Source organism: Anaerobacillus sp. ABR4_321 (genome assembly GCF_056158505.1).
In genome coordinates this window covers 1669316-1693151 of sequence record NZ_JBSWTK010000001.1, presented here as the reverse complement: position 1 = coordinate 1693151, position 23836 = coordinate 1669316, and the positions used below count along the sequence as shown (strand labels likewise).

General features: G+C 41.1%; 22 protein-coding genes, 1 pseudogene and 1 riboswitch. Of the genes and pseudogenes, 10 read left to right on the top strand and 13 right to left on the bottom strand.

Annotated features, from left to right (window positions below):
- Positions 1–20: 20 nt before the first annotated feature.
- On the top strand, positions 21–1166 hold the full coding sequence (locus tag ACXADT_RS08710) for a glycosyltransferase family 4 protein (protein ID WP_474834289.1): 1146 nt from the start codon (positions 21–23) through the stop codon (positions 1164–1166).
- A 21-nt stretch (positions 1167–1187) separates the two neighbouring features.
- Positions 1188–2510 carry a nucleotide sugar dehydrogenase gene (locus tag ACXADT_RS08705; protein ID WP_270179661.1) on the top strand — a complete coding sequence of 441 codons (1323 nt, stop codon included), beginning with the start codon at positions 1188–1190 and terminating at the stop codon, positions 2508–2510.
- Here the strand turns inward: ACXADT_RS08705 and ACXADT_RS08700 are convergent.
- Together ACXADT_RS08700 and metK are read right to left on the bottom strand one after the other, a co-directional pair.
- Entirely contained in the window at positions 2502–3122 is a 621-nt protein-coding gene (locus ACXADT_RS08700) for an MSMEG_1061 family FMN-dependent PPOX-type flavoprotein (protein ID WP_270179662.1), read from the bottom strand. The two genes, ACXADT_RS08705 and ACXADT_RS08700, sit on opposite strands and share 9 nt — an antisense overlap.
- 168 nt (positions 3123–3290) lie before the next feature.
- The gene (gene metK, locus ACXADT_RS08695; RefSeq protein WP_474810810.1) at positions 3291–4487 is read right to left on the bottom strand and encodes a methionine adenosyltransferase; all 1197 of its coding nucleotides are present in this window, start codon (positions 4485–4487) and stop codon (positions 3291–3293) included.
- Positions 4488–4684: 197 nt separating this feature from the next.
- Positions 4685–4795, bottom strand: a riboswitch (SAM riboswitch).
- Between the two features lie 216 nt (positions 4796–5011).
- Between metK and pckA the strand changes: the two genes are divergently transcribed.
- The 4 genes from pckA (at position 5012) to ACXADT_RS08675 (ending at position 9296) form a co-directional block, all read left to right on the top strand.
- Positions 5012–6601 (top strand): phosphoenolpyruvate carboxykinase (ATP), encoded by a 1590-nt coding sequence (pckA, locus tag ACXADT_RS08690; RefSeq protein WP_270179664.1) that lies wholly within the window; start codon positions 5012–5014, stop codon positions 6599–6601.
- A gap of 130 nt (positions 6602–6731) precedes the next feature.
- The gene (locus ACXADT_RS08685; protein WP_474834287.1) at positions 6732–7727 is read left to right on the top strand and encodes an ABC transporter substrate-binding protein; all 996 of its coding nucleotides are present in this window, start codon (positions 6732–6734) and stop codon (positions 7725–7727) included.
- An 11-nt stretch (positions 7728–7738) separates the two neighbouring features.
- On the top strand, positions 7739–8503 hold the full coding sequence (locus tag ACXADT_RS08680; RefSeq protein ID WP_270179665.1) for an ABC transporter ATP-binding protein: 765 nt from the start codon (positions 7739–7741) through the stop codon (positions 8501–8503).
- Positions 8496–9296 (top strand): ABC transporter permease, encoded by an 801-nt coding sequence (locus ACXADT_RS08675; RefSeq protein ID WP_270179666.1) that lies wholly within the window; start codon positions 8496–8498, stop codon positions 9294–9296. Before ACXADT_RS08680 ends, ACXADT_RS08675 begins: the two co-directional genes overlap by 8 nt.
- A gap of 170 nt (positions 9297–9466) precedes the next feature.
- On the opposite strand, the gene ytkD is transcribed toward ACXADT_RS08675, so the two are convergent.
- The 5 genes and pseudogenes from ytkD to ACXADT_RS08650 all read right to left on the bottom strand — a co-directional run bounded on the left by ytkD (position 9467) and on the right by ACXADT_RS08650 (position 11773).
- A complete protein-coding gene (gene ytkD / locus ACXADT_RS08670; protein ID WP_270179667.1) occupies positions 9467–9940 on the bottom strand; it encodes an RNA deprotection pyrophosphohydrolase in 474 nt (157 codons plus the stop codon).
- Positions 9941–10109: 169 nt separating this feature from the next.
- The gene (locus tag ACXADT_RS08665; RefSeq protein ID WP_474834285.1) at positions 10110–10634 is read right to left on the bottom strand and encodes a hypothetical protein; all 525 of its coding nucleotides are present in this window, start codon (positions 10632–10634) and stop codon (positions 10110–10112) included.
- 279 nt (positions 10635–10913) lie between these two features.
- Positions 10914–11021, bottom strand: a pseudogene (locus ACXADT_RS08660) (YjcZ family sporulation protein); the annotation flags it as partial.
- Positions 11022–11188: 167 nt separating this feature from the next.
- Positions 11189–11530: a hypothetical protein gene (locus tag ACXADT_RS08655; RefSeq protein WP_270179670.1), complete on the bottom strand. Its 342-nt coding sequence runs from the start codon at positions 11528–11530 to the stop codon at positions 11189–11191.
- 21 nt (positions 11531–11551) lie between these two features.
- Positions 11552–11773: a hypothetical protein gene (locus tag ACXADT_RS08650; protein ID WP_474834282.1), complete on the bottom strand. Its 222-nt coding sequence runs from the start codon at positions 11771–11773 to the stop codon at positions 11552–11554.
- Positions 11774–11916: 143 nt separating this feature from the next.
- On the opposite strand from ACXADT_RS08650, the gene ACXADT_RS08645 reads away from it, so the two are divergent.
- From ACXADT_RS08645 to ACXADT_RS08635, 3 genes are all read left to right on the top strand, one after another.
- A complete protein-coding gene (locus ACXADT_RS08645) occupies positions 11917–14091 on the top strand; it encodes a UvrD-helicase domain-containing protein (protein ID WP_270179672.1) in 2175 nt (724 codons plus the stop codon).
- Positions 14092–14214: 123 nt separating this feature from the next.
- A complete protein-coding gene (locus ACXADT_RS08640; protein WP_270179673.1) occupies positions 14215–14403 on the top strand; it encodes a hypothetical protein in 189 nt (62 codons plus the stop codon).
- Positions 14404–15217: 814 nt separating this feature from the next.
- The gene (locus ACXADT_RS08635; RefSeq protein ID WP_270179674.1) at positions 15218–15514 is read left to right on the top strand and encodes a DUF3817 domain-containing protein; all 297 of its coding nucleotides are present in this window, start codon (positions 15218–15220) and stop codon (positions 15512–15514) included.
- A 190-nt stretch (positions 15515–15704) separates the two neighbouring features.
- Here ACXADT_RS08635 and menC read toward each other — a convergent pair whose 3' ends face one another.
- The 6 genes from menC to ACXADT_RS08605 all read right to left on the bottom strand — a co-directional run bounded on the left by menC (position 15705) and on the right by ACXADT_RS08605 (position 23140).
- Positions 15705–16805, bottom strand: a complete 1101-nt coding sequence (gene menC, locus ACXADT_RS08630; protein ID WP_474834280.1) for an o-succinylbenzoate synthase — start codon at positions 16803–16805, stop codon at positions 15705–15707.
- On the bottom strand, positions 16802–18265 hold the full coding sequence (locus tag ACXADT_RS08625; RefSeq protein WP_474834278.1) for an o-succinylbenzoate--CoA ligase: 1464 nt from the start codon (positions 18263–18265) through the stop codon (positions 16802–16804). Before ACXADT_RS08625 ends, menC begins: the two co-directional genes overlap by 4 nt.
- A gap of 67 nt (positions 18266–18332) precedes the next feature.
- Entirely contained in the window at positions 18333–19148 is an 816-nt protein-coding gene (gene menB / locus ACXADT_RS08620; RefSeq protein WP_270179677.1) for a 1,4-dihydroxy-2-naphthoyl-CoA synthase, read from the bottom strand.
- A 26-nt stretch (positions 19149–19174) separates the two neighbouring features.
- Entirely contained in the window at positions 19175–19999 is an 825-nt protein-coding gene (menH, locus tag ACXADT_RS08615) for a 2-succinyl-6-hydroxy-2,4-cyclohexadiene-1-carboxylate synthase (RefSeq protein ID WP_474834276.1), read from the bottom strand.
- Positions 19996–21744 carry a 2-succinyl-5-enolpyruvyl-6-hydroxy-3-cyclohexene-1-carboxylic-acid synthase gene (gene menD / locus ACXADT_RS08610; protein WP_474834274.1) on the bottom strand — a complete coding sequence of 583 codons (1749 nt, stop codon included), beginning with the start codon at positions 21742–21744 and terminating at the stop codon, positions 19996–19998. The genes menH and menD overlap by 4 nt, the downstream gene beginning before the upstream one ends.
- Positions 21737–23140, bottom strand: coding sequence for an isochorismate synthase (locus ACXADT_RS08605; protein WP_474834272.1), 1404 nt, complete (start codon positions 23138–23140; stop codon positions 21737–21739). The genes menD and ACXADT_RS08605 overlap by 8 nt, the downstream gene beginning before the upstream one ends.
- Before the next feature lie 267 nt (positions 23141–23407).
- Here ACXADT_RS08605 and ACXADT_RS08600 point away from each other — a divergent pair, with 267 nt between their 5' ends.
- Positions 23408–23689 (top strand): hypothetical protein, encoded by a 282-nt coding sequence (locus tag ACXADT_RS08600; protein ID WP_270179681.1) that lies wholly within the window; start codon positions 23408–23410, stop codon positions 23687–23689.
- Positions 23690–23836: the final 147 nt, after the last annotated feature.

Below are 23836 nucleotides of genomic sequence, written 5' to 3'. Positions count from 1 at the left end.
TAGAGGAATGGGGGACGATTATGAAGTTAGCGCTTTTCACGGACACCTACTATCCAGAAGTAAACGGTGTGTCAAAAACTCTCGGGAGATTGACCTCATACATGGAGAGGCATTCGATCGAGTACAAATTGTTTGCTCCTGATTCGAATAATGATGTGGACTTATTCTCTAGCAACATCCATCGTTTTGCCAGTACAAAGTTCTTCCTTTATCCAGAATGTAGGATGGCTCTCCCTAAGTTAGGGCTGTTACGGAAACAATTACAGGGTTTCAATCCAGATTTATTACACATTGCTACCCCATTTAATATCGGATTAAGCGGACTCCATTATGGAAAAAAACTTTCTATTCCCATGGTGGCTTCTTACCACACGAACTTTGACTCTTACCTCAATCATTATCATCTCGAATGGTCCGCTCCGTTTATTTGGAAGTATCTACTTTGGTTTCACCAACCGTTCTCATCTATCTTCGTTCCGTCTAAAGATACGCTCGATCGCCTTCAAGAAAAAGGGTTTGATCAGCTTAAGTTATGGAAACGAGGGGTAGATTGTACGCAGTTCTCTCCCTCCAAAAAGTCTAATGCTGTAAGGGAACGGTATGCCATCAAAGAAAAGTATATCTTTTTATTTGTGAGTAGACTTGCTCCAGAAAAAAACCTCGAAACACTCAGAAAGATAATGTGGAAGCTTCCACAAGGGATCAAAGACCACTCACGATGGCTAGTCGTAGGAGATGGACCATCCTTACCGAAATTCAGAGAGAATCTCCCAGATAATGTAACCCTTACTGGTTATAAGCATGGTGAAGAGCTTTCTGAGCTATATGCGAGTGCAGACTTATTCGTTTTTCCTTCAGCTACCGAAACATTCGGCAATGTAGCGCTTGAGTCTCTCGCATCAGGCACACCAGTCATCGCAGCAAATGCAGGCGGGTTGATCGAAGTGGTTTCTCACAACCGTAACGGTGTCCTTTGTTCTCCTTATTCAGAAGCAGACTATATACGTTCTATTGAAAGGTTACTAGAAGACCCGACCGAACGTTTGATGATGGGGTATGAAGGTAGAAGGTATGCCCTTACTCAATCCTGGGATGCCATATTCGGCAGGTTGGTTGAAGATTATGAAACTGTAATCGGAAACAAAAAAGTCGCGCAGTACGCCTAAAACCCTGAGAGGAAGAGTGACATGAAATTAGCAGTATTTGGAGCAACCCGTATAGGAGTCACAGCAGCAGCTACGTTTGCAGCAAATGGGTATGACGTTATTTGCGCTGATGATGATAAAACAATTATTTCAGCACTTAAGAATGGGTCTGTTCCTTTCAATGAAAGTGGTTTACAGGAACGATACAATGAGGCCCTAAGAACGGGCATGTTAGCCTTCTCCACAAATAAACTGGCTGCCGCTGCAGAAGCTAGCTATCTCCTATTCACCGAATCACTTCAAACAAATGAAGACCAAGTTCCAGATCTTACGAACCTTTACCGTTTCATCAGACAAATTGCAGTGAGCGTTCAATCTCACAAAACATTTATTATCAAGAGTACGGTGCCACCTGGAACTACGACCAGAATCCATAATATCCTTATCGAACAAGGATTGACTGAACAAGATTTCGAAGTTATTCACAATCCAGACTTCTCACGACCGGGGACGATCGTGAAAGATTTTACACATCCATCTGAGTTAATTATAGGTACCTCCTCTTTGAGGGGGTGTCGATTGATGGAGTCATTCTATTCTCCACTGACGAACGCTCTTCAATTTATGGATTATGCTAGCGCTGAATTGATGAAATATGCGTGCCACACATACCTTGCTTTAAATAGTTCTTGCCTAAATATGATCGCAGGTATGGCAGAGAGATACGGAGCAGATGTGGAAGTTATACACGGGGCACTCCGTGCAGATCCACGAATGGGACATCACTCAAGACATCCAGGCTCTTTCTATCAAGGTAACGAAAGCATATCGAACGTTTCAACGTTTCGAGAAATGGAAAACCAGTCGTTTTCTGGCTCAAAGCTTATTAATTTGATAGAGGAAATCGAACGATATCAACCCGAAATTCTCACACAAAAACTTAAAGATTTTCTAGGAACACTACACGGCTCAATCATTGGGGTTTTAGGAGATTCATATACAAAAGAGGCTCCCTCTCCTTCAGACCTTGTATCAAAACGGCTTGAAGAAGAAGGGGCCGAAGTTAGATTCTTTGATCCTTCTATGGAACATCACCACTCGAGCCAGTACCGTTCGTTGATGAACGATACTGTTTCAAACTGTGATGCTTTGCTATTATTAACCGAATTACCCCTTATTCAGAATGTTGATTGGGGTCAAGTGGTGAAACGTCAAAGATTGCCTTTACTCGTGGATGGACATAACTTATTCACGTTGGAAGAAGCAAGAAAGATCGCCAATGAGCATGACCTAATTTATTGCTCTATCGGAAGACCAAACATTTATAAGGGGTTAGGAGCCATTTCTGTTCAACAGTCAATATAGGCGCTGTGAGTAACTTTCCCTCAAGGTCTTGCTAACAGAATTGCTTTCAAGCTTCGCATGGTCTGCGAGCATCTTTGCGGCACTTGGTAACTTTTCTGTATTCGGCCAATAGTCTTGCTTAAAAAGATGAGAACGCTTTAATGCTTTTCCACAATGAATAAAACATTCGACCACTTCGACTCCTATTCCTAAAGAAGGAATATTCCCAAATGCCTCGCAGTCTTTAAGTAAGCCTTCCTCTTTAACGATACTCGCTTTACCGTTGATTCTAAGGCTTTCCTCCCTGCCTGGAACAAGAAATAACAACCCTACATTGGGGTTCTCCAAAATATTCAGTAGGGAGTCCATCCGTTTGTTCCCCGGCCTTTCCGGGATTAGAAGGTGTTTTTTATCGATCACTTTCACAAATCCTGGTTGGTCTCCCCTCGGGGATACATCGCTTCCCGAATGAGATGCTGTAGCGATTGTTAAGAAAGGTGAATGTGAGATAAATCGTTCACAGTTATCATCTAAGAAGTTGATCACCTTGTTGGCAGCTAACTTCCCCGGCTCTCCTCCAATTGATCGTAACTCTTCTAGCGATTCAACTTTCTGTCCAAAAACGTCTGACATGGTAGCCCCCTAACTAAATCTCAACTATTTCAAGTTTACCATTAAATGGCTTTTGCGCGTTGGGTAGTTCTGTCATATGACGTTATATAACTTTTACGCTACTTAAACCGCACAAAAAAGCTGTCGAGCATATCTCGACAGCTTGCTAGGCCTCATAGGCTTACTATTTTATTGGTTAGCACCCTTTTTAAGAGCTTCTGCTTTATCAGTGTACTCCCATGGTAATTCGATGTCTGTACGTCCAAAATGGCCGTAAGCAGCCGTTTGCTTGTAAATTGGGCGTCGCAGATCTAACATCTTGATGATCCCTGCTGGACGTAGGTCGAAGTTATCTCGCACCAGTTGTACTAGCTTCTCTTCAGATACGGTTCCAGTGCCAAACGTGTCGATCGAAATCGATACAGGTTGAGCTACTCCAATCGCATAAGCCAACTGTACTTCACAACGATCAGCAAGTTTTGCTGCTACGATATTTTTAGCTACGTAGCGCGCTGCATAAGCCGCTGAACGGTCAACCTTTGTAGCATCCTTACCTGAGAATGCGCCACCACCATGACGTGCATATCCGCCGTAAGTATCCACGATGATCTTACGCCCTGTTAACCCTGCGTCACCTTGAGGTCCACCGATTACAAAGCGACCAGTAGGATTAATGAAATACTTTGTATCTTCATCGATCAATTCTGGAGAAACAACAGGTTTAACGACGTGCTCTTTAATATTTCGTTGAATTTGCTCAAGCGAAACTTCTGGATGATGCTGTGTAGAGACAACGATCGTATCGATACGTACCGGCTTACCTTCTTCATCATATTCTACTGTAACCTGGGTTTTGCCATCCGGACGAAGATAAGGTAGGATTTCCTCTTTTCTTACTTCGCTTAAACGACGTGCCAACTTATGAGCTAAAGAAATCGGTAGAGGCATAAGTTCAGGAGTTTCATTACAAGCATACCCAAACATCAACCCCTGGTCACCAGCACCAATCGATTCAATCTCATCGTCAGACATTTGGCCTTCACGTGCTTCTAAAGCCACGTTCACACCAGCAGCAATATCAGCTGACTGTTCATCGATCGATGAAAGGACTGCACATGTTTCAGCGTCAAAACCATATTTAGCACGTGTGTATCCAATCGATTGGACCGTTTCACGAACGACTTTCGGAATATCTACATAGTGAGATGTAGTGATCTCTCCGGAAACCAACACTAGTCCAGTCGTGACTGTAGTTTCACATGCAACGCGCGCATTAGGGTCGTGCGCAAGAATATCATCCAGAATCGCATCAGAAATTTGGTCTGATATTTTATCTGGATGCCCCTCAGTTACTGATTCAGAAGTAAACAAACGACGATTACTCACTTAAGTACCTCCTTAAGGATTCATTCCTATTTAATATAGTGTAATGGATACGGTACTCATTTCCCTAATAGTGTTGTCGAAACGAGACATCGAATTCAATAATAAACGGTAATATTACGCTTTTTTCCAAAAACGACAATAAAAAAGCCCTTTCCTTCATCATAAAGGGAAAGGAGCTGAAGTCTCTTGCCTTTCGCCTCTTATCTTCCAAGACAATAAGTCTTGCAGGTTAGCACCTTAATCCACTATATGAGGAGTTGGTTGCTGAGCTTCATAGGGCCTGTCCCTCCGCTTACTCGGGATAAGAGTATCCATTCTCGAAATATAATATCGTAGTTCGCTTTCTCTGTCAATCTAATGACACAAGCCCTAATTAGAAAGGTCATTCACCTTTTTTTCACTTTTCAAGGAAAAATCCATAGATTAGTATAGAATAATTAAATGAATGTGTTATACTAATTTTGAGTTAAACAAGTTCAGAAAAGATCTTGATGAAATTTTATTATAAAGGATGGGTTTAACGTATGAAAACAGCTTCCTTCTCTTCACCACTTTTGGATGCCATTTTAAATAAGAATAATCCGCATGTTAATTTATCAGTTTCTGAACTGGTAGAACGTTCACTATCGATGAAAGAGGGAACATTAACATCCACTGGCGCTCTTCGTGTTGAAACAGGCAAATACACTGGACGTTCTCCAGAGGACAAGTTCATTGTCCGTGAAGAATCAACAAAAGACAAAATCAACTGGAAAACAAACCAGTCTATCTCTTCAGAACATTTTGAAAGCCTTTACACTAAGGTTCTGGATTACCTGGGAGAGAAAAAAGATCTTTATGTTTTCAAAGGGTTCGCTGGAGCAGACCAATCAGCAAGACTACCCATCCAGGTTATCAATGAATATGCATGGCACAACTTGTTCGCACATCAGCTTTTCATCCGCCCAAATGAATCTGAATTAAAAGGACATGAAGCAGAGTTCACTGTCATTTCTGCACCTGGTTTTCAAGCTAACCCAGACAAAGATGGCACGAATTCAGAAACGTTCATTATTATTTCATTTGAAAAACGTACCGTCTTAATCGGTGGCACTGAGTATGCAGGTGAGATTAAGAAATCGATCTTCACTGTCATGAACTACTTACTACCTGAGCGAAATATCCTTTCCATGCACTGTTCGGCGAACGTAGGAAAAGAAGGCGATGTGGCTCTCTTCTTCGGTCTATCAGGTACAGGAAAGACGACGCTATCAGCAGACGCAAACCGTCGCTTGATCGGTGACGATGAACATGGCTGGTCGATGAACGGTGTCTTCAACATCGAAGGTGGCTGCTACGCCAAATGTATTAATTTGTCTAGAGAAAAAGAGCCTCAAATTTGGGATGCAATTCGATTCGGCACTGTTCTTGAGAACGTTGCACTAGACAACAATTCGAGACTGCCTGATTATGATGATACAAGTTTAACTGAAAATACGCGTGCTGCATATCCAATCGACGCCATTCCTAATATTGCGGTTCCGAGCGTAGCGGGTCACCCTAACACGATTATCTTTTTGACTGCAGACGCTTTCGGGGTCCTACCGCCAATCAGTAAGCTGACAAAAGAGCAAGCGATGTTCCACTTCCTTTCTGGTTACACAAGTAAGCTAGCCGGAACTGAAAGAGGGGTTACGTCTCCACAAGCAACGTTCTCCACTTGCTTTGGTGCACCGTTCCTACCACTTCCTGCTCACCGATATGCAGAAATGCTGGGTGAAAAAATCATGGAACATGATGTTGAAGTCTTCCTAGTAAACACAGGCTGGTCAGGCGGAAGCTACGGCGAAGGTGAGCGTATGAAACTTTCTTATACTCGTTCGATGGTTCATGCTGCTCTTAATGGAGAGCTCGACAGTGTCGAAACGAAAAAAGATCCGATCTTCGGTTTACATGTTCCTGCCCATTGCCCAGGGGTTCCTGCAGAAGTTCTTCAACCGAGGCAAACATGGAATGACAAAGATAAATATGATGAGAAAGCAAAAGAACTTGCGACTCAGTTCGTGAAAAACTTTGAGAAATTCTCAAACGTTTCAGATGAGATTAAAAACGCAGGACCTACTATTAACCTATAATTCAAAAAGCACCCTCAGCGGGTGCTTTTTTTATTTCCTGTTGCTTGTAGGCAAACACACAATGATGCTTTCTACATAAGCTATAGTATTTCAATGTGCCTATTTTGAATGGCAACAGGAGGTTATTCAAATGCCAAAAGGCTGGATCACGAAAACGATCATATTTATCGCAATATGTTCACTTTTTCTTATGTCTGCATGTAGTAATAACAGTGATAACACGGTAAGAGTTGCCGAGGTAACCCGCTCCATCTTCTATGCTCCTCAATATGTTGCATTGTCTGAAGGGATATTTGAGAAGCATGGAATCAATGTTGAACTAACCACCACATGGGGTGGAGACAAAACCATGACGACGCTCTTATCTGATGGAGCAGACATCGCACTCGTAGGATCTGAAACCTCTATCTATGTGTATGCTCAAGGGACTTCTGATCCAGTAATTAATTTTGCGCAACTCACACAAACTGATGGCACTTTTCTTGTTTCAAGGAAGGCGATGGAGCATTTTAAATGGGTCGATGTAAAAGGAAGTACATTTCTTGGTCAGCGTAAAGGTGGAATGCCTCAGATGGCAGGAGAGTTCGTTCTGAAGGAAAAAGGCATCGATCCTCACAATGATATGACGCTGATCCAAAATATTGATTTCGCCAACATCGCAAATGCCTATGCTTCTGGAAAAGGAGATTTTGTGCAGCTTTTTGAACCGACTGCCAGTATATTTGAAGCTCAGGGACTCGGCCACATCGTCGCTTCTTTCGGAAAAGAATCCGGCAAGATTCCTTATACAGTCTACATGGCTAAGGATAGCTTCCTTAAGAAAAACGATGATGTTGCTACACGTTTTACAGCTGCTATTTATGAAGCACAAGCTTGGGTAGACACTCATTCATCCGAAGAGATCGCAAAATCCATTCAACCCTACTTTGAAGACACCGAGTTGTCATTGATCACCACGGTTGTTGACCGCTATAAAAGTCAGCATTCTTATGCTACAAATCCAATTCTAGATGAAGAAGAGTGGAACAATTTACAAACGATTATGGATGAAGCGGGGGAACTCCCGAAACGGATCGATCATAAGACTTTAGTGGATACCACCTTTGCAGAAAAAGCACAGCAATAGGAGGAAATCCAATGTCATTTCTTCATCTTGATGCCATCACACATGTTTATTTCACGAAAGAATCTGCAAAAGTCGCAATCTCAGACCTTACTTTTCATATTGATGAGGGGGAGTTCGTATCATTGCTCGGACCTTCGGGATGTGGTAAATCGACTGTTCTTTCTCTCATTTCAGGATTGCAATCTCCCACTAGCGGAACCATAACACTCCAGAACAAGGCCATTACTGCACCGACTGAACAAGTAGGATACATGTTGCAGCAGGACTATTTGTTTCCGTGGAAGACAATCGAAGAGAATTGTTTACTCGGTTTAAAGCTTACCGACCAGATTACGACAGAGAATAAAGAAAAAACGTTAGGGTTTCTTGAAGAAATGGGCTTAGGTGATGTTAAAAATGCCTATCCAAACCAGCTGTCGGGTGGGATGAGGCAGCGAGTAGCTTTAGTTAGAACACTCGCCACACAGCCCGATTTGCTACTGTTAGACGAACCGTTTTCAGCGCTCGATTACCAAACGAAATTGAAACTGGAGAACCTTGTATCTTCTATCTTAAAAACTAGGAAAAAGACAGCGTTACTCGTTACTCATGATATCGGTGAAGCAATCGCGATGTCTGACAGAGTTATTCTTCTATCGAAGCGTCCTGGAAAGCTAGCAAAGATCTTTGAAATTCCAGAGCATCTCAGAGAACTCACACCGTTTGAAGCAAGAAATAATCCAGACTTTGGTAATCACTTCCAATCGATCTGGGAGGAGCTCGAATCACATGAATAGCCCCCAGCTAAAAAAACAGCATGCTCATTACCTTAATGAATTAAAGATTGAAAAGCGAATCGTATTTACATGGCAACTCTTTATACTAATCGCTTTCTTCTCTTTATGGGAACTAGCTGGAAGATTATCATGGGTAGATCCATTACTATTTAGCTATCCCTCAAAAATTGGTGAACTGTTTCTTATAAAGTTATTAGATGGTTCATTAGTCGTTCACACTACCGTAACCCTCCTCGAAACGGTAGCTGGCTTTATACTAGGAACAGCTTTAGGGACTTTGTTTGCCGCAGGATTATGGTGGTCGCAAAAAGCCTCTAAGATAGCTGATCCATACCTTGTCGTGCTAAATTCCATGCCTAAAGTAGCTCTTGGACCAATTATTATCGTAGCGCTCGGTCCAGGATACCTTTCGATTATCGCTATGGGAGCTTCCATTTCAATCATTATTACAACATTAGTGGTTTATCATGCATTTCATACCGTTGAACCTAATTTCGTCAAAGTCATCCGTTCCTTTGGAGGCAACAAAAAACAAACTTTTCTGGAAGCAATCTTACCAGCCTCTTTCCCAGCAATTATCTCTACATTGAAAGTAAACGTAGGACTTTCCTGGGTAGGCGTCATTGTTGGGGAGTTTCTCGTATCAAAAAAAGGGCTAGGCTACATGATTATTTATGGGTTTCAGGTATTCAATTTCACGCTCGTTCTACTTAGCCTTGTTATGATTGCAATTTTTTCATCGATCATGTATGTGATTGTAGAATGGATTGAAAGAAAACTAATAAGGAACTAGCCTTCACGAAGGCTAGTTTCAGCTTGTATCCTACTTGATGAGAATAAGTCCAAAACGAGATCCAATTGTTTAATACCATTTATCCCTCAATGACCACTCTTATTCAACACTGAATTCTTTACACTCTTGTTTTATGATATAAAAAAGTCCAGTTTTTCAACTGGACTCTTTTACATTGATTTGTTTAAATTCTCCAAGCAGAATGGTAGTACGTTGTCTTTCATCATAAAACTATACCGTTCATTCGTCGGAAGATCTGTGGGGAGATCTTGAAGCAATACTGGACCATTCGTTTCCATATAGTCCTCTTTTGATACTAGGTGATCAATTTCTGCATAGTAGACGTTTTTGATGATCGTTCCACCCTTGCCTTCTACGCGATATTGGCCTACGTACCGTATTGTGTTCACTACGCCACCCGTTTCTTCATAAACTTCTCGGACTGCGGCTTCTTTTGCAGTTTCCCCTTCTTCAACTTTTCCACCCGGAAACTCAATGCCTCTTCTAGAATGTTCGGTCAGAAGCCATTTTCCTCCAAACTGACAAATGACCCAAACATGCTTTGGATAAAGCGAATAAGGGTGATCCTTAAAAGAAAGTCTCACCTGATTATGATAGTAATCCGTAAACGTAAGTTCGCTCATTTGATAACCTCGTCTTTTAGTTTCTTACTTTATTGTAAAAGAGTACAGATTGGATGTCCAATTTACCAGATTAGATTAGAGTGTTTTGAAACGCAGAGATATTAAAAATACATGTAACAACCATGTGGTAAGTTGTTGAAAAAAAATAAAAATGGGCCTATGCCCATTTTTATTGAATCGTAAAGTTTTGTATGATCCAGTCGTTATTCGTATATTCGAATTCGATCTCAATCGTGTATGTTCCGTAAAGATCAGTTTCGTTCGTTTGCACAAGCTTATATTCGAATTCGTTTACCTTTTTTAAATCATACTCATTTTCATAATCAACCCACGGGAAAAGTTCCGTTGGCTTTAAGTACAGCCCCCCATCATTTTCTTCATAATAGAAGTCTGTAATTTCATTCGCTAGATCCTCTGATGCAACACCTTGTAAATGGTTACTTACTTCTTCTTTTGAGGAGAACTTTTCAACTCTGTAATTCTCATCAGTTTTTTGAATAATACGTTCTATCAGTTCATTCGTTACCTTTTTTTCATCTATTTCCTTAACTTCTGTGGACTTTGCTTGGGCTTTTGTCTCAAAGCTTGAAACCATCATTTCAGTGTGGTTTTGGGCTACTTTCGTTAAATCAGCTCCACAGCCTGCAGTTATACTCACCAAACAAAGTAGTAATAGCATGCTTATGTATCTCATCTTAACTCCCATCCTTTAATTCATGTTGTTTGTGTCTTATAGATACAATTCCTCATTTATCACGGTGTCAAACCGCTCATCTTGATAAATATACTTTTTTACTACGATTACTAGTGCTGTTCTTCTACTTATAAGACGATCGAATAGATTGAAAAGTTTCAATTTAAGAAACCTTTTAAATACTTATGACCAACTTACATAAAAAAAGCTGTCGATCCTTCGACAGCTTATACCTTAGCAATATGGATTATATCCAGCTCCACCAACTTGAGGTGGTGGGCAGCAGCCTCCTCCAAACGCACCTGCTCCAACGATAATCAATAGCAAGAATAGAACAACGATCAAAGCAAAGCCTTTTCCGTAACCACCGTGTTGCTCTTTACCCATATACGTATCCCCCCAAAATAATTAATTACTACAGTATACTCTATGTCAAAAACCTATTTTAGGAAGGGCATGAGCGGAGAAAAAGAAAAAATATACGGCATTTGTCCTCATTCATCGTAGATAGCATGGCATAAAAAAAGCTGTCATAGGCGACAGCTTTTAACTTGCTATTTTCTAGTATGGGTATTCAATGCATCCAACACTCCCATTTGTTCGATCTGAGCTTTTGTTTCTGGAGTACCTAATTGATGAACTAGGTAATAAAGATCATAAATCGCATTATCTGTCCAATCGCGATGACTATCAACTTCTTTCTCATCGAAATGGTTAGTTGAGAAGAAATCATGCTGTTGAACATATTTTTGTGATCTTAATTTCTCAATCGCTTGTTGAATCTTCATATATTCTTCATGATTCGCTTTAATCTTGAAAGAGTTTAATTGATGACCCTCGATCTCTGTTTCGTGAAGCTCACCTTTTGGAGTAACATAGTACGTTTTCTTAATCATATTCATCCTCCTTCAATCTTTTTAAACAGGGCTATCCTGCCTGTGAGTGTATCCTTTGTACTCGTGCTGTGCTGCATCGATCGTCTGCTCTACATTGAGGTGGGAATAAAAGACGCCAACATCCCTTCCAGCTTCGTTTGCCTCTTCAACCAGAAGGTCGTAATACGATTTTTTTTTCTCGTCATTAGCTACATGAAATTGTTTCCGATCATGGTCGACTATTACAAGAACATCGCTTTCCACTGCCTTTCCTCCTCACGACTATTCGTATAGGAACATTACCCGAATCTCTATTAAACTAATCTTTTCTATTTCTAACTAATCGACTCCTAAATCTGTGTTAAAATGAACGGATGAATCTATAGAATAAAGTTCAGGTGATGATCATGAATTTTACGAAAACTCCCCACCAAGCAATATCTGAATCCAGCCTGGCAGCACCATTAACATCAACCGGTGGTGAAGGATTTGCGAAAACGGAGCTTGATAGAGATTTCTTTTTAGAACTATTAAGCTCAGGCATACGATTAAACGATCGCCAAATACAAGCTGTACAACATACGTCCGGACCTCTTTTAACAATCGCCGGTGCTGGAAGTGGGAAAACATCAGTACTGACTGCGCGAACAGCGTACCTTATGACGGTAAAAGAAATCGATCCTTCCAATATCTTACTGATTACATTTACAAGAAAAGCTTCAGAAGAAATGAGGCAGCGAATCAGCGCGCTTCCCGGTGTTGCTCCTTCTCAAGCAAACAGTTTAACAGCTGGTACTTTTCATTCAATCTTTTTAAAACTATTGAGAAGCATTGGATACAACCAGAAAATATTAAACAGCGAACGCCATAAACAAATCATTATGAAGAATATCTTGAAAAAATTAAATAGTACACAAAGTTCTTTACCTGAAATCATGCTTTCTTCGATTTCTTCCTGTAAGGTTAAAATGGTTGAGCCACACGAGGTGCCCGAGGGGAAAGAAACAGAAGAATTAAAGAAAGCATACCAAGAATATGAAACATGGAAAGCCTCAAATGGCTACATGGATTTTGATGATATTCTTGTATTTACATACCGTGAATTCTTGAACAATCCACAGCTTCTTCAGAAAATGCAGAAGCGTTTTCAATATGTGCTCGTTGATGAGTTTCAAGATACGAATCCAATTCAGTATGAACTGATTAAGTCTATCGCTGCACCACAAAATAATCTATTTGTCGTAGGAGACGATGACCAGGTCATCTATTCCTTTAATGGCGCAAACAGTTCTATCATTCTTGAGTTTGATAGCACCTATCCTGATGCAAAAGTTGTCACACTCGATACAAATTATCGATCCACCCCAGATATCGTCGGACTTGGAAATCATATAATCAAACATAACGAGTATAGAAGATCGAAATGGATGAACGCGACTGATAAAGAGGGAAGTAAACCATCGTATATACGGCCTGCAACAACTGAAGAAGAAGCCACCATCGTTCTTGAAAACATTAGGGAACAGGAACGAGAATGGAAAGATATCGTCATCCTTACAAGAACATATACGAATGCAAGAGCGATCTTTGAGCAACTCGTCGAGCAAGATATACCATTTAACGCCCAAGGAATGAAGCAAGTATTCTATGAACAAACAATTATTAAAGGCATGCTTGATCACCTAAGACTCGCCTATCAGCACGATAGCCTCGATGCAACGGCAGCAATCCTACCTTCTCTCTTTATTAACCAGGAAGCAGGAATGCGCCATATAGAGATGGAGAATTTCGTAGACCCGATCGACTTTCCACTACGCCATCTTACTTCATGGAAAACGCTGAGACCTTTCCAACAGAAAGCCATCGAGAAGAGAATCAGCTTGATAAAGGAAGCAAAACGACTTCATCCAAAGAAGGCCATTCAGTTGTTACGGGAAGACTACATGAAGCATTTAGATAACGCGAATGATGAAACGATAACTGTTCATAAAACAACGCTGAAAGAAATGATGGACGAACTCGAATTCTCTAGCTCACGTTTTGAAACATTGCCTGAATTTCTAGGTTATGTCGATCGAATTATCACTCGGTTTAATGAACATAAAAAGAAGCCATATACCAAAAACGCTCTCTCTTTGTTATCGATTCACCAAGCTAAGGGGCTTGAGTATCCCGTCGTTTACTTGATCGGTGCTTCAGAAACGATTCTTCCGCATGTATCAGCGTTAACATCGATGAAGGATAAAGAAGCCTCTCAAAAAGACCTCTACCTTAAAAATCCTTCTGCGGACTTAGAAGAGGAACGTAGGCTTTGTTATGTAGCAATCACTAGAGCCAAAGAAGAAATCTATATTAGCTCACCAGAAAAACATCTAGGAAAACAGACTCCTGTATCACGTTTTTTAACTGAAGCATTCAAGAACAAGAAACCACTATCAGACCTTCATGTAAAAGCATGGATCTGTTCAAGTGATTTCTGCAAAGGATGGATGAAGATCAACGGTAAACAACCGGATGAAAAGGAATGCCCACTCTGCAAAAAACCAATGATCATCTCTCAGAAAGCAATCCTTAAACGATGAATATGTCATACCAATAATCTTTGTTGCGCTTTGATTACAAGTTATTTAAGAGATGTTAAACAGCCCATTTTCATGCGTTATACATGCTATAGTATAAAAAAACGACGCAACAGGAGGGCTCCGATGAGCAGCATACGGTATGAAACCATCTTTCAGAAACAGCTTGCAAACGGAACGATCATTGGGATAATGGATTACCTAGAAGGCAAGCTGATCAGATTGAACCTACATGATGAGGAGCCGGAGTATCTCAACCCGGAATTAAAGGAATTCTTTCAAAATGAACGTAAAAGAATGTATACGCATCAATAAGCTATAGATTTACCACGCTTTTTAAGGAGACGCAATGCTGTCGAGATTTTTCTCGGCAGCATTTTTTTTACGCAATGATAATGATTTCTTCCTTGCTGAATAAAAAGGTTACGAGATGAGAATTCTAAAATACTAGACCAGGATAGAAATTTTTTGTTGAAAAAGGTTTGATATAAAAATTAAGTAGGGAATAAAAGAAGTAGCAAACGATATGGCTACTTTGAAGGAGGAAAAGACATGTTAAAGCAGGTACTCGTTATTATAGGAATTGTTGTCGTTGTACTATTTGTAGTTAACGCACTATTCTAGATTCTATTACAAAACATGTTGTTAGGAGGAAAGAATATGGTTAGAACAATCTTAATGATTATTGGTGCTATCGCACTGATCGCTGCAATCTTATCATTTATATAAGTCATACAAAGAATGCGCCTAGAATCACTGTTCTAGGCGCATTTTTATATTAGCGTTTATCGTTATTACTGTTTTTCTTGACTTCGTCGACCTTGGACTTAGGGATGTATATGAAAATCGCCTTTTTTTTGCTGTTCATATTGATCTCCTTCAAGATAATTATTAGCTCACCTATCTAATTCTACTTGATAAGAAACATAAGAATCAAGCTAATTTATTTAAACAGAAGCTTTTTTACTATTTTGTGGAAGGATAAATTCATCACCTATAACTGTCAACAAATCGATGAATTTTCATGTCTAAGAATGTTGTTTCGCTGATATACTTGTTTTATACTATGAAGTATCATGATTGTGAATTTCATCACATTAAATCAGTTAGTACTGAAGGAGTGAACGCGTTGTTAAAACAGCCTTTAAAAATGTTCCGAGGCGTCGGTTTTGCTGAAGGTATTTCCTTCTTACTTCTTCTCGGAATCGCGATGCCACTTAAATATATGTTAGATATGCCTCTTGCAGTAACGATTGTCGGCGCGATTCATGGAGGATTGTTTGTGCTTTATATCGCAGTGATCCTATATGTAACGCTAGTGAAGAAATGGTCTTTCCTAAAGGCTTTTCTCGCTGTAGTATCGTCAGTGATTCCGTTTGGACCGTTCATTTTCGACGCCAAACTCATCAATCAATCAGAATCTTAATCAAAAGGAAGGACCAAACCGGTCCTTCCTTTTCAGCTTTTTTGGGAAATCTAAAATATTGTGGACCTTATGCCGCAGGAGTTTGAACACCTCTTGCTTTCCTGTGGACGAACGCCCGTTGGACCACGGGAGTCAGAGGTCTTCTCTCCTACTAGAACTTTACGACCTATTATGCTACAAATCTTTCTCATTATAAAGTCAATGTATTCAACGTGAGACGACTGAGTTCCCTTCGATCTACTTCATACCCTATTCCAGGTCCATCTGGGACGGTTATGCAGCCATCTTCTACCGTTACTTCTGGCTTAATGATGTCCTTTTCCCAATACCTAGAAGAGGCAGATAGATCACCTGGTATTGTAAACCCTGGTAAGCTAGCAAGCGCTATATTATGAGCTCTCCCGATACCTGACTCAAGCATCCCACCACACCAAACTGGGATGTGTTGTTCAAAACATAAATCATGGATTTCTTTGCTAACTTGTAAGCCGCCGACCCGACCAGGTTTGATGTTAATAATCTTACAACTCTTAAGTTGAAGCGCTTTTCTCGCATCGTTGTAAGACGTGATACTTTCATCTAAACAAACCGGAGTCGTGAGGTGTTTTTGCAGTAAAGCATGGTCCACAATATCGTCAGCCGCTAGTGGTTGTTCAATCATCATAAGCTCATACTCATCAAGTTTCTGTAGCTTAGGCAAATCATGTAGACGATAAGCGGAATTGGCATCAGCCATCAAATTGATCAAAGGAAATTTCTCTCGAATCGCACAGATCAGCTCGATATCTTGAGAAGGCTTGATCTTAATTTTTATTCTCTCATATCCTTCTGCTACTCTCTGTCCGATTTCATCGAGCATATGCTCTTTTGAGGACGCTCCAACCGCTACCCCCGCTTTGATACGCTTTTCAGATGACCCTAAGGCCTCAGCTAAACTTATATTCTCCCTCTTTGCATATAGATCCCATACTGCTCCTTCGATGGCTGATTTCGCCATCGTATTCCGTCTGATAACATTAAGAACCTTTGACACTTCAGAGGGGTGATGGAAAGTAAGCTTCTTCAACTTTGGAACGATTATGTCTTTCAGCATATGCCAGGAAGTGGTCAACGTCTCTTCAGTATACCAGGGTGTTGTGAAGGCAACTCCCTCACCAAATCCGGATATGCCATTCTCATCGATCGCTTCAACGATGATCAGGTGCCGATCATATACTTTCTCCAAACTATTTTCAAATGGAGATTTCAATTTCATCTTCACATGGCGAAGAATGACTTTTTTGAGTTTCATCGTTTTACCCCCAATAGGCGGCGCTGTAATTTATTTGCCCCATTTCTAGGAAGTTCATCAAGAAACGTTATGCTCTTAGGCTGCTTGTATCGAGCTAGTTTTTCAGACAGAAAGCTGAGTAGGTCTTTTTCAGTTACCTGTTTCGTTCGACATACAACAAAAGCGACTGGTACTTCGCCCCATTCTTCATCGGGTACACTTGTCACCCCGGCATCGATGATGGCGCTATGTTCTAAAAGTGCCGCTTCGATTTCGGCAGGATAAACGTTCTCTCCACCCGATATGATGAGATCTTTTCGTCTGTCTAAAACAAATAAGAAGCCTTCATCATCGATATAGCCCTGATCTCCAGTATGCAGCCAACCGTCTACTAACGAAGCTTTCGTAGCACGTTCACGATTGTAATATCCTGATGTAACAGTCGGCCCCTTTACGAGGATCTCACCATGTTGGTAAGGACCTGCTACCTTTCCATCTTCAAGAATCCTTAACTCTGAAGGAAAAAGCGCTTTACCTGCTGATCCTTGTTTACTCAACATATATTCTGGTGAGAGTGTAATGATTTGTGACGCTGTTTCGGTCATTCCAAAAGTTTGATACACGGGTATGTTCTTTTCCTGACAAGTTGAAAGAAGAGGATAAGGAGCTGGTCCACCACCTAGAAGCATACATCGAAACGTATCAGGATAAATTGTGTCCCCAAGGTCATCTAACATTCGTTTCAACATAGTACTTACGACGGATACGATCGTAACGCCGTCTTTCCGGATCGATTCATTTACGGCAAGAGGGTCAAACTGGGAATGAATGACGGTAGTGATGCCATAAATAACACTACGTATCAAGATGGATAGTCCACTCATGTGATACATAGGAACAGCGCTTAACCACCGATCATTTATATGTAATCCAAGGTTCAAACTTGAACTGATAGCACTCCACCAATGATTCCCATAAGTAAGCATGACGCCCTTAGGTTTTCCAGTTGTTCCGGACGTGTACATGATTGTATGGAGCTGATTTAAAGAGATCGTCACTTGCAGCCCTTCTTCGAGGTCTGCACCTGGTTGAAGCGTTTCCCAAGAAATAATAGTAGCCTGTGAGCCAGCGGCTTTTATCGCCTTTTCTTCATAGGTTATATCAGAAATCAAATAGGATATTTCAGCATCTGATAGTTGATAGGAAAGCTCAGAGTCTGTTAAGCGAAAGTTCAATGGAACGATGATTGCTCCTAAATACATCAGCGTGTGCATACATACTACTGTTTCAATCCCATTTCCCATTAAAAAACCCACATGATCGCCTTTTTTTATCCCGAGCTTTTTTAATGCATTTGCCATTTGAACGGACTTTCTCTGCAGTTCTCTATACGTCCATGCCGTCTTGTCTTCATCGATAACGGCTATCCTATCAGGGGTCATATAAGCACGCTTATGCAGCCAATTTGGCATCGTCTCCATCAGTACCTCTCCTTTCTTTATCGTTAAAAACAGCTTGATGGAAACCCATCAAGCTGTCGAGTACTTTTTATGGAAAGCGAGGGAACTGTTTGAAGTCCGGCTTGCGCTTTTCCTTAAATGAATCACGACCTTCTTTCGCTTCATCAGTCGTGTAATACAATAGCGTTGCATCTCCGCCCATTTGCTGTAGACCAGCTAGACCGTCGGTATCAGCATTCAATGATGCTTTTAAGAAACGAAGTGCTGTTGGTGACTTTTCAAGCATTTCTTGTGCCCACTGTACTGTTTCCGCTTCTAATTGCTCTAGAGGCACGACAGTGTTAACTAGTCCCATCTCTTTTGCTTCTTCTGCATTGTACTGGCGGCATAGGTACCAGATTTCACGAGCTTTCTTATGACCAACGATACGTGCCAAGTAACCAGCACCATAACCAGCATCAAAGCTTCCTACTTTAGGACCTGTTTGACCGAAAATAGCATTATCAGCAGCTATCGTAAGGTCACATACAACGTGTAATACATGACCGCCACCGATTGCATATCCTGATACCATTGCGATAACTGGCTTTGGAATAACACGGATCAGTCTTTGCAAATCTAGAACGTTCAAACGAGGGATTTCGTCGTCTCCAACATACCCACCGTGTCCTCTTACACTTTGGTCTCCACCAGAACAGAACGCCTTATCTCCAGCACCTGCTAGAACGATGACTCCGATATTGGAATCATCTCTTGCATATGCAAAAGCATCGATCAATTCATTAACGGTTTTTGGACGAAATGCGTTTCGTACCTCTGGTCGGTTAATTGTAATCTTCGCAATCCCATCATGTGTTTCGTAAAGAATATCGTCGTATTCTCTTTCAGTAGTCCATTCAATCAAGATGAAATACTCCTTTCATATGTAGATTAATTTTGTCTTACTTTTAGTTTTCCTAGAAAACCTATTACCATTTTATCAAAGATTTGCGGTTGTTCTAAATGAATTGTATGTCCTGCGTCAATAATCTCCTCAATTTGACCATTAGGAAGCCTTTCGTTCATGCGATTTGCGATCGATACAAATTTTTTATCGTATTCACCAACTAGTAGTAAAGTTGGAATCGAAATGGCTTTTAACTTATCCCAATTGGAAGGCTGCGCACCTGTCCCCATACCCTTTAAACTATTTACTAGTCCTGTTGTTGAGTTAGTAAGACGCTGCTTCCTAAGCTCCCTTTGTAGAGATTGTGGTAGACGTTTTTGCGTTCTGAACAATGGGACTTCCTCCCAAAAAGTAACGAAGCTTTCCACGCCATCTTCCGCAATACGTTTCGCAAGCGCACCGTCTTTCAAAATTCTTTTTTCTCGCTCTTCAATCGTTTCTAGCCCAGGGGAACTGCTTTCAAGAATGAGGCTCTTCACATATGAAGGATGATGCGCTGCAAAAGAAAGAGCAAGTCTACCACCCATAGAGTAACCGATTACATTAGCATTTTCTACGTTCAACTGATCTAAGATATCTTTCAAATACTGTGACATAGCTTCCATCGAATAATAAGCAGGGTCCTCTGGCTTGCTGCTTTTACCATGTCCGATGAGATCGATTGCTATACAGCGATATCGGTCAGACCAGTCTTTAGTGAAGGGAGTCCAGTTATCGACCGCACCAGTAAATCCATGTAGGAACACGATCGCTTCCCCTTTCCCCCTGTCATCAACATGAAATTGTAAGCCATGGGTAGAAATCATCATAGCTTAAACTCCTTTAACACTGCACTTGTTGTTTCTGAAACCTTCGAAAACACGTCTCTATGCAATACCTTGTTAAGATTTCGATCAGTAGGTATTTCGATAATATTTAATCCTTTATGATTCTTAGAAGCATGAAACAATTCATTAAATTCTTCCCACGAAGATGCTCGTTCAAATGTAGCTCCATATAAAGCAGCTGCATGTCGATAGTCGAGACCTATTGGCGTTCCGAATAGACGTTCAAAATGCTTTTCATGTTCTTTCTCTGCCTGTGGGAGAAATGAAAAGATGCCCCCGCCATCGTTATTCATTACGATGATTGTTAAATTCAAACCATATAGCTTTCCTAATAACAAGCCGTTCATATCATGATAAAAAGATAAATCTCCTATTATCAATACCGAAGAATCGAATGAAACGCTCGCGCCTAGCGCTGTCGAAACCACGCCGTCTATTCCATTCGCACCTCTATTACCCATTATGGTAGGAGAACCATGCTTTGGTAAGAAGAAATTATCGAGATCTCTTATCGGCATACTGTTTCCAACGAAAAGCAAGGATTCTTCTGATAAGAGATTGGCGAGTTCTTTAAAGACGTGCCCTTCAAACATTTCACTCTGGTCAGCAAGAAGAACATCGGTTGCTTTCTTATTGATCGTTTGCCAAAGTTCACTCCACTCATAGTCTACGCGCTTCGAATCTTTATCAAGATTTTCAAGAAGCTGCTGACAGAATGAGAAAGGTGACGCAACGACCATGTGCGAACTGTTAAGGGTTGGGTCTCTCCACCCCGCTTCATCGACCACGATCTGATGCACGTCCTCTAATTTATCGATGTACTGCATATATGCTTTTGAGATGGGCATCGCTCCGAAACGAATGACCACTTCAGGCTTCAGTGTTTTACTTTCACCTTTTAATAGTGCATCGTAACTTTCGATCACCATAGGATTATTCATATCTCGACAGTTAGATAAAGGATCTGCAAAAATAGGAAAGCCAGTTGCTTCCGAAAGCTTTCGAACCGCATCTGAGAGTCCCTTATCTTCTTGTGGGCCGACTACGATCAATCCTTTCTTCTTCATCAACATCTCAACATAAGAAGAAATCTCAAGATCATTAATCTTTATACTATTTCCTGGAACAGTCACCCATGGCTCGTCGTTAGCTCTTCCTTCTTGATAGATCGTTTCATCTGATAAATCAGGAACGAGTGGATCTCTGAAAGGAAAATTCAAGTGAACTGGGCCCGATGGAGCTTGTAAAGAAATCGCCGAAGCTCGTGAAGCCACTGTTCTTATGTATCGAATTAAAGATTGAGAAGCATCTGGCATCGACGCTTCCATATACCATTTTGGAAAACTGCCAAACAGTTGATTTTGGTCGATCGCCTGTGGTGCACCATTATCTCTTAACTCAGGAGGTCGATCTGCCGTTAAGATGAGCAGTGGTATTTTTGATTGAGCTGCTTCAATGACTGCAGGATAGTAATTCGCACCTGCTGTACCAGAAGAGCACAAAAGTGCAACAGGCTTCTTTTGGGCTTTTGCAATACCCAGCGCAAAGAAGCCTGCTGACCGTTCATCTACATGAACCCAAGAAGTGATCGTAGGATGATTTGCTATAACCATAGCTAATGGTGTAGAGCGCGAACCAGGACTAATGACAACATCATTAATCCCGGAACGAGAAAGTTCATCAACAAATGCTCCTACATACTTTGAAAGGATGCGTTGATCATTCATATTGGCTGCCTCCAAGCGCTGCTAACATCGGTTTAAACTTCATCTTTGTTTCTTCATATTCACTATGTGGGTCTGAGTCTCCGACAATTCCACATCCTGCGAACAACGATGCATCCCGTCCTTTTAATAAACCAGAACGGATAGCGACAGCAAACTCACCATTATCTTGATAATCGATCCAGCCAACCGGACCAGCATACCAGCCTCGATCCATACCTTCTACTCGTCGTATTTCCTTAACTGCCTGATGCTGTGGATATCCTCCAAGAGCAGGGGTTGGATGTAGGCGTTCTAACATTCGTAATAAGCTTGTCCCTTTACGAGCCCGTGCAACGACTGGTGTGAATAGATGTTGAATGTGAGGCGTTTTGTATAGCTCCGGAGTAGACGGTACTTGTACAAACTCACATTCTTCTTCCATTGCTGTACGAATCATTCGGACTACAAGATCATGTTCGATTCGATTTTTATTATCATGCAATAATTCGTTTCCAAGTTCCTTATCTTCACTATCTGTATCTCCTCTGTCGATCGAACCAGCAAGACATGCTGAATAGACTTGCTGTCCATCTCGCTTAACGAGGCGTTCAGGTGATGCACCGATAAAGCATTTATCATTGTAATTAAAAGCGAACAAGTAACTATCGCTTTGTTGTTCTTTCAGCTTAAGCAGCGTTTTAGAAGAAGAGAATGGCTCTTCTGAACGAAGCTTTATTTCTCTCGCAAGTACTACTTTTTCTAACTTGCCATCTCTTATATTCGCTGCAGCACTGCGTACCGTGTTTTTCCATTGCTCTGGTTCGATTTCTTCAACAGTGAAGTTTGTAGTTGAATCACCCTGTTCGGAAGGCATCATATCCAAAATTCGATTATAGTGATGAAGAAGCTGATCAGATAGCTCATCGGCTTGATCACTCTCATCTACAACCGCATTCAGCGTTAGCCATAGATCGTCTCCAGCTTTTGTTAACATCAGCTTTGGAATGACCATTCCGCCTTCAGGGAATCCCGACCAATTCTCAGTATTTGCTGCATCAGGATCAAATGAAAACCCACCGAGTAATACAGGACCAACTCCTGGCCTCGAAGGTGCGCCTTCTATTAAAGAGTGCTCCAAGAATTTCTTCCAATCACGTTCAATCGTTTGGAATCGTTCCTCATTAGCTTGAAAGGCTTTTAACGTTCCGAGCCCTACGATCGTTGTATCATTTTCAGGGTCTGCCCAAAACGTTCGATCGTTATTATATAAAGACGAACCAGCTGCATAAAAGGAGAGGGGATCGACAGCACCTACTTGTAGCACCTGGCTAACAAGTACAGACGTTCCCCGTTTGTTCGCCTCACTTACACCTTGATGAAGCAGGCTATATAGTTCTTGATGCTGTATGATAGACACTGACTTCTCCCCCCAACTTTCTTTCCATGCAAAAGCAGACCGAGTCAGCCTCGGCCACAGTTAATTAAAGGATACACCTGTCCCACTAAAACTGTCAACGAAGCGGTTTTTACCATTCGAATATTCTATTATTAGTTTCCCTATCCTACAAGAAAAAAATCATATCGATACTCCGCTAATGCCCTTAGCAAAAAAAATAACGAGCATAGGATAGTTAATGTAGACATTTCACAGCGTCTATAAAAAGTCAACAAAGGAGGGTCTAATTTGTCCAGGCATTATTATCACGGAGTTTGTCGTCAACACGTCGGACAATGTGTCGAAATTCGTTGTCACGATGGCGAACTACATCGTGGCCACATTGAAGAAGTAGATGATGAATTCGTTTATATCCGTCCATTGCGAGATAACTGTTGCGGACCAGAGCAACCTGGAGGACCCGGAATGTATTTTTTTGGAGCATTTGCTGGTGGATTGCTCGGAGGACTAGTAGGGGTTGGGTTAGGAAGAATCGCGTTCTTCAGACCATATCCTTACCCGTATTATTAGAATTTACTGGATCACCTTGCTAGCGCAATGGTGATCATTTTTTATTCATACCTCAACTAAACATTGACACCCCTTATCCGTTTTTTTACACTATAATGGTTATAGGGGTCATTTTATTGAAGTTACAGATTGAGGGAGAGACACATT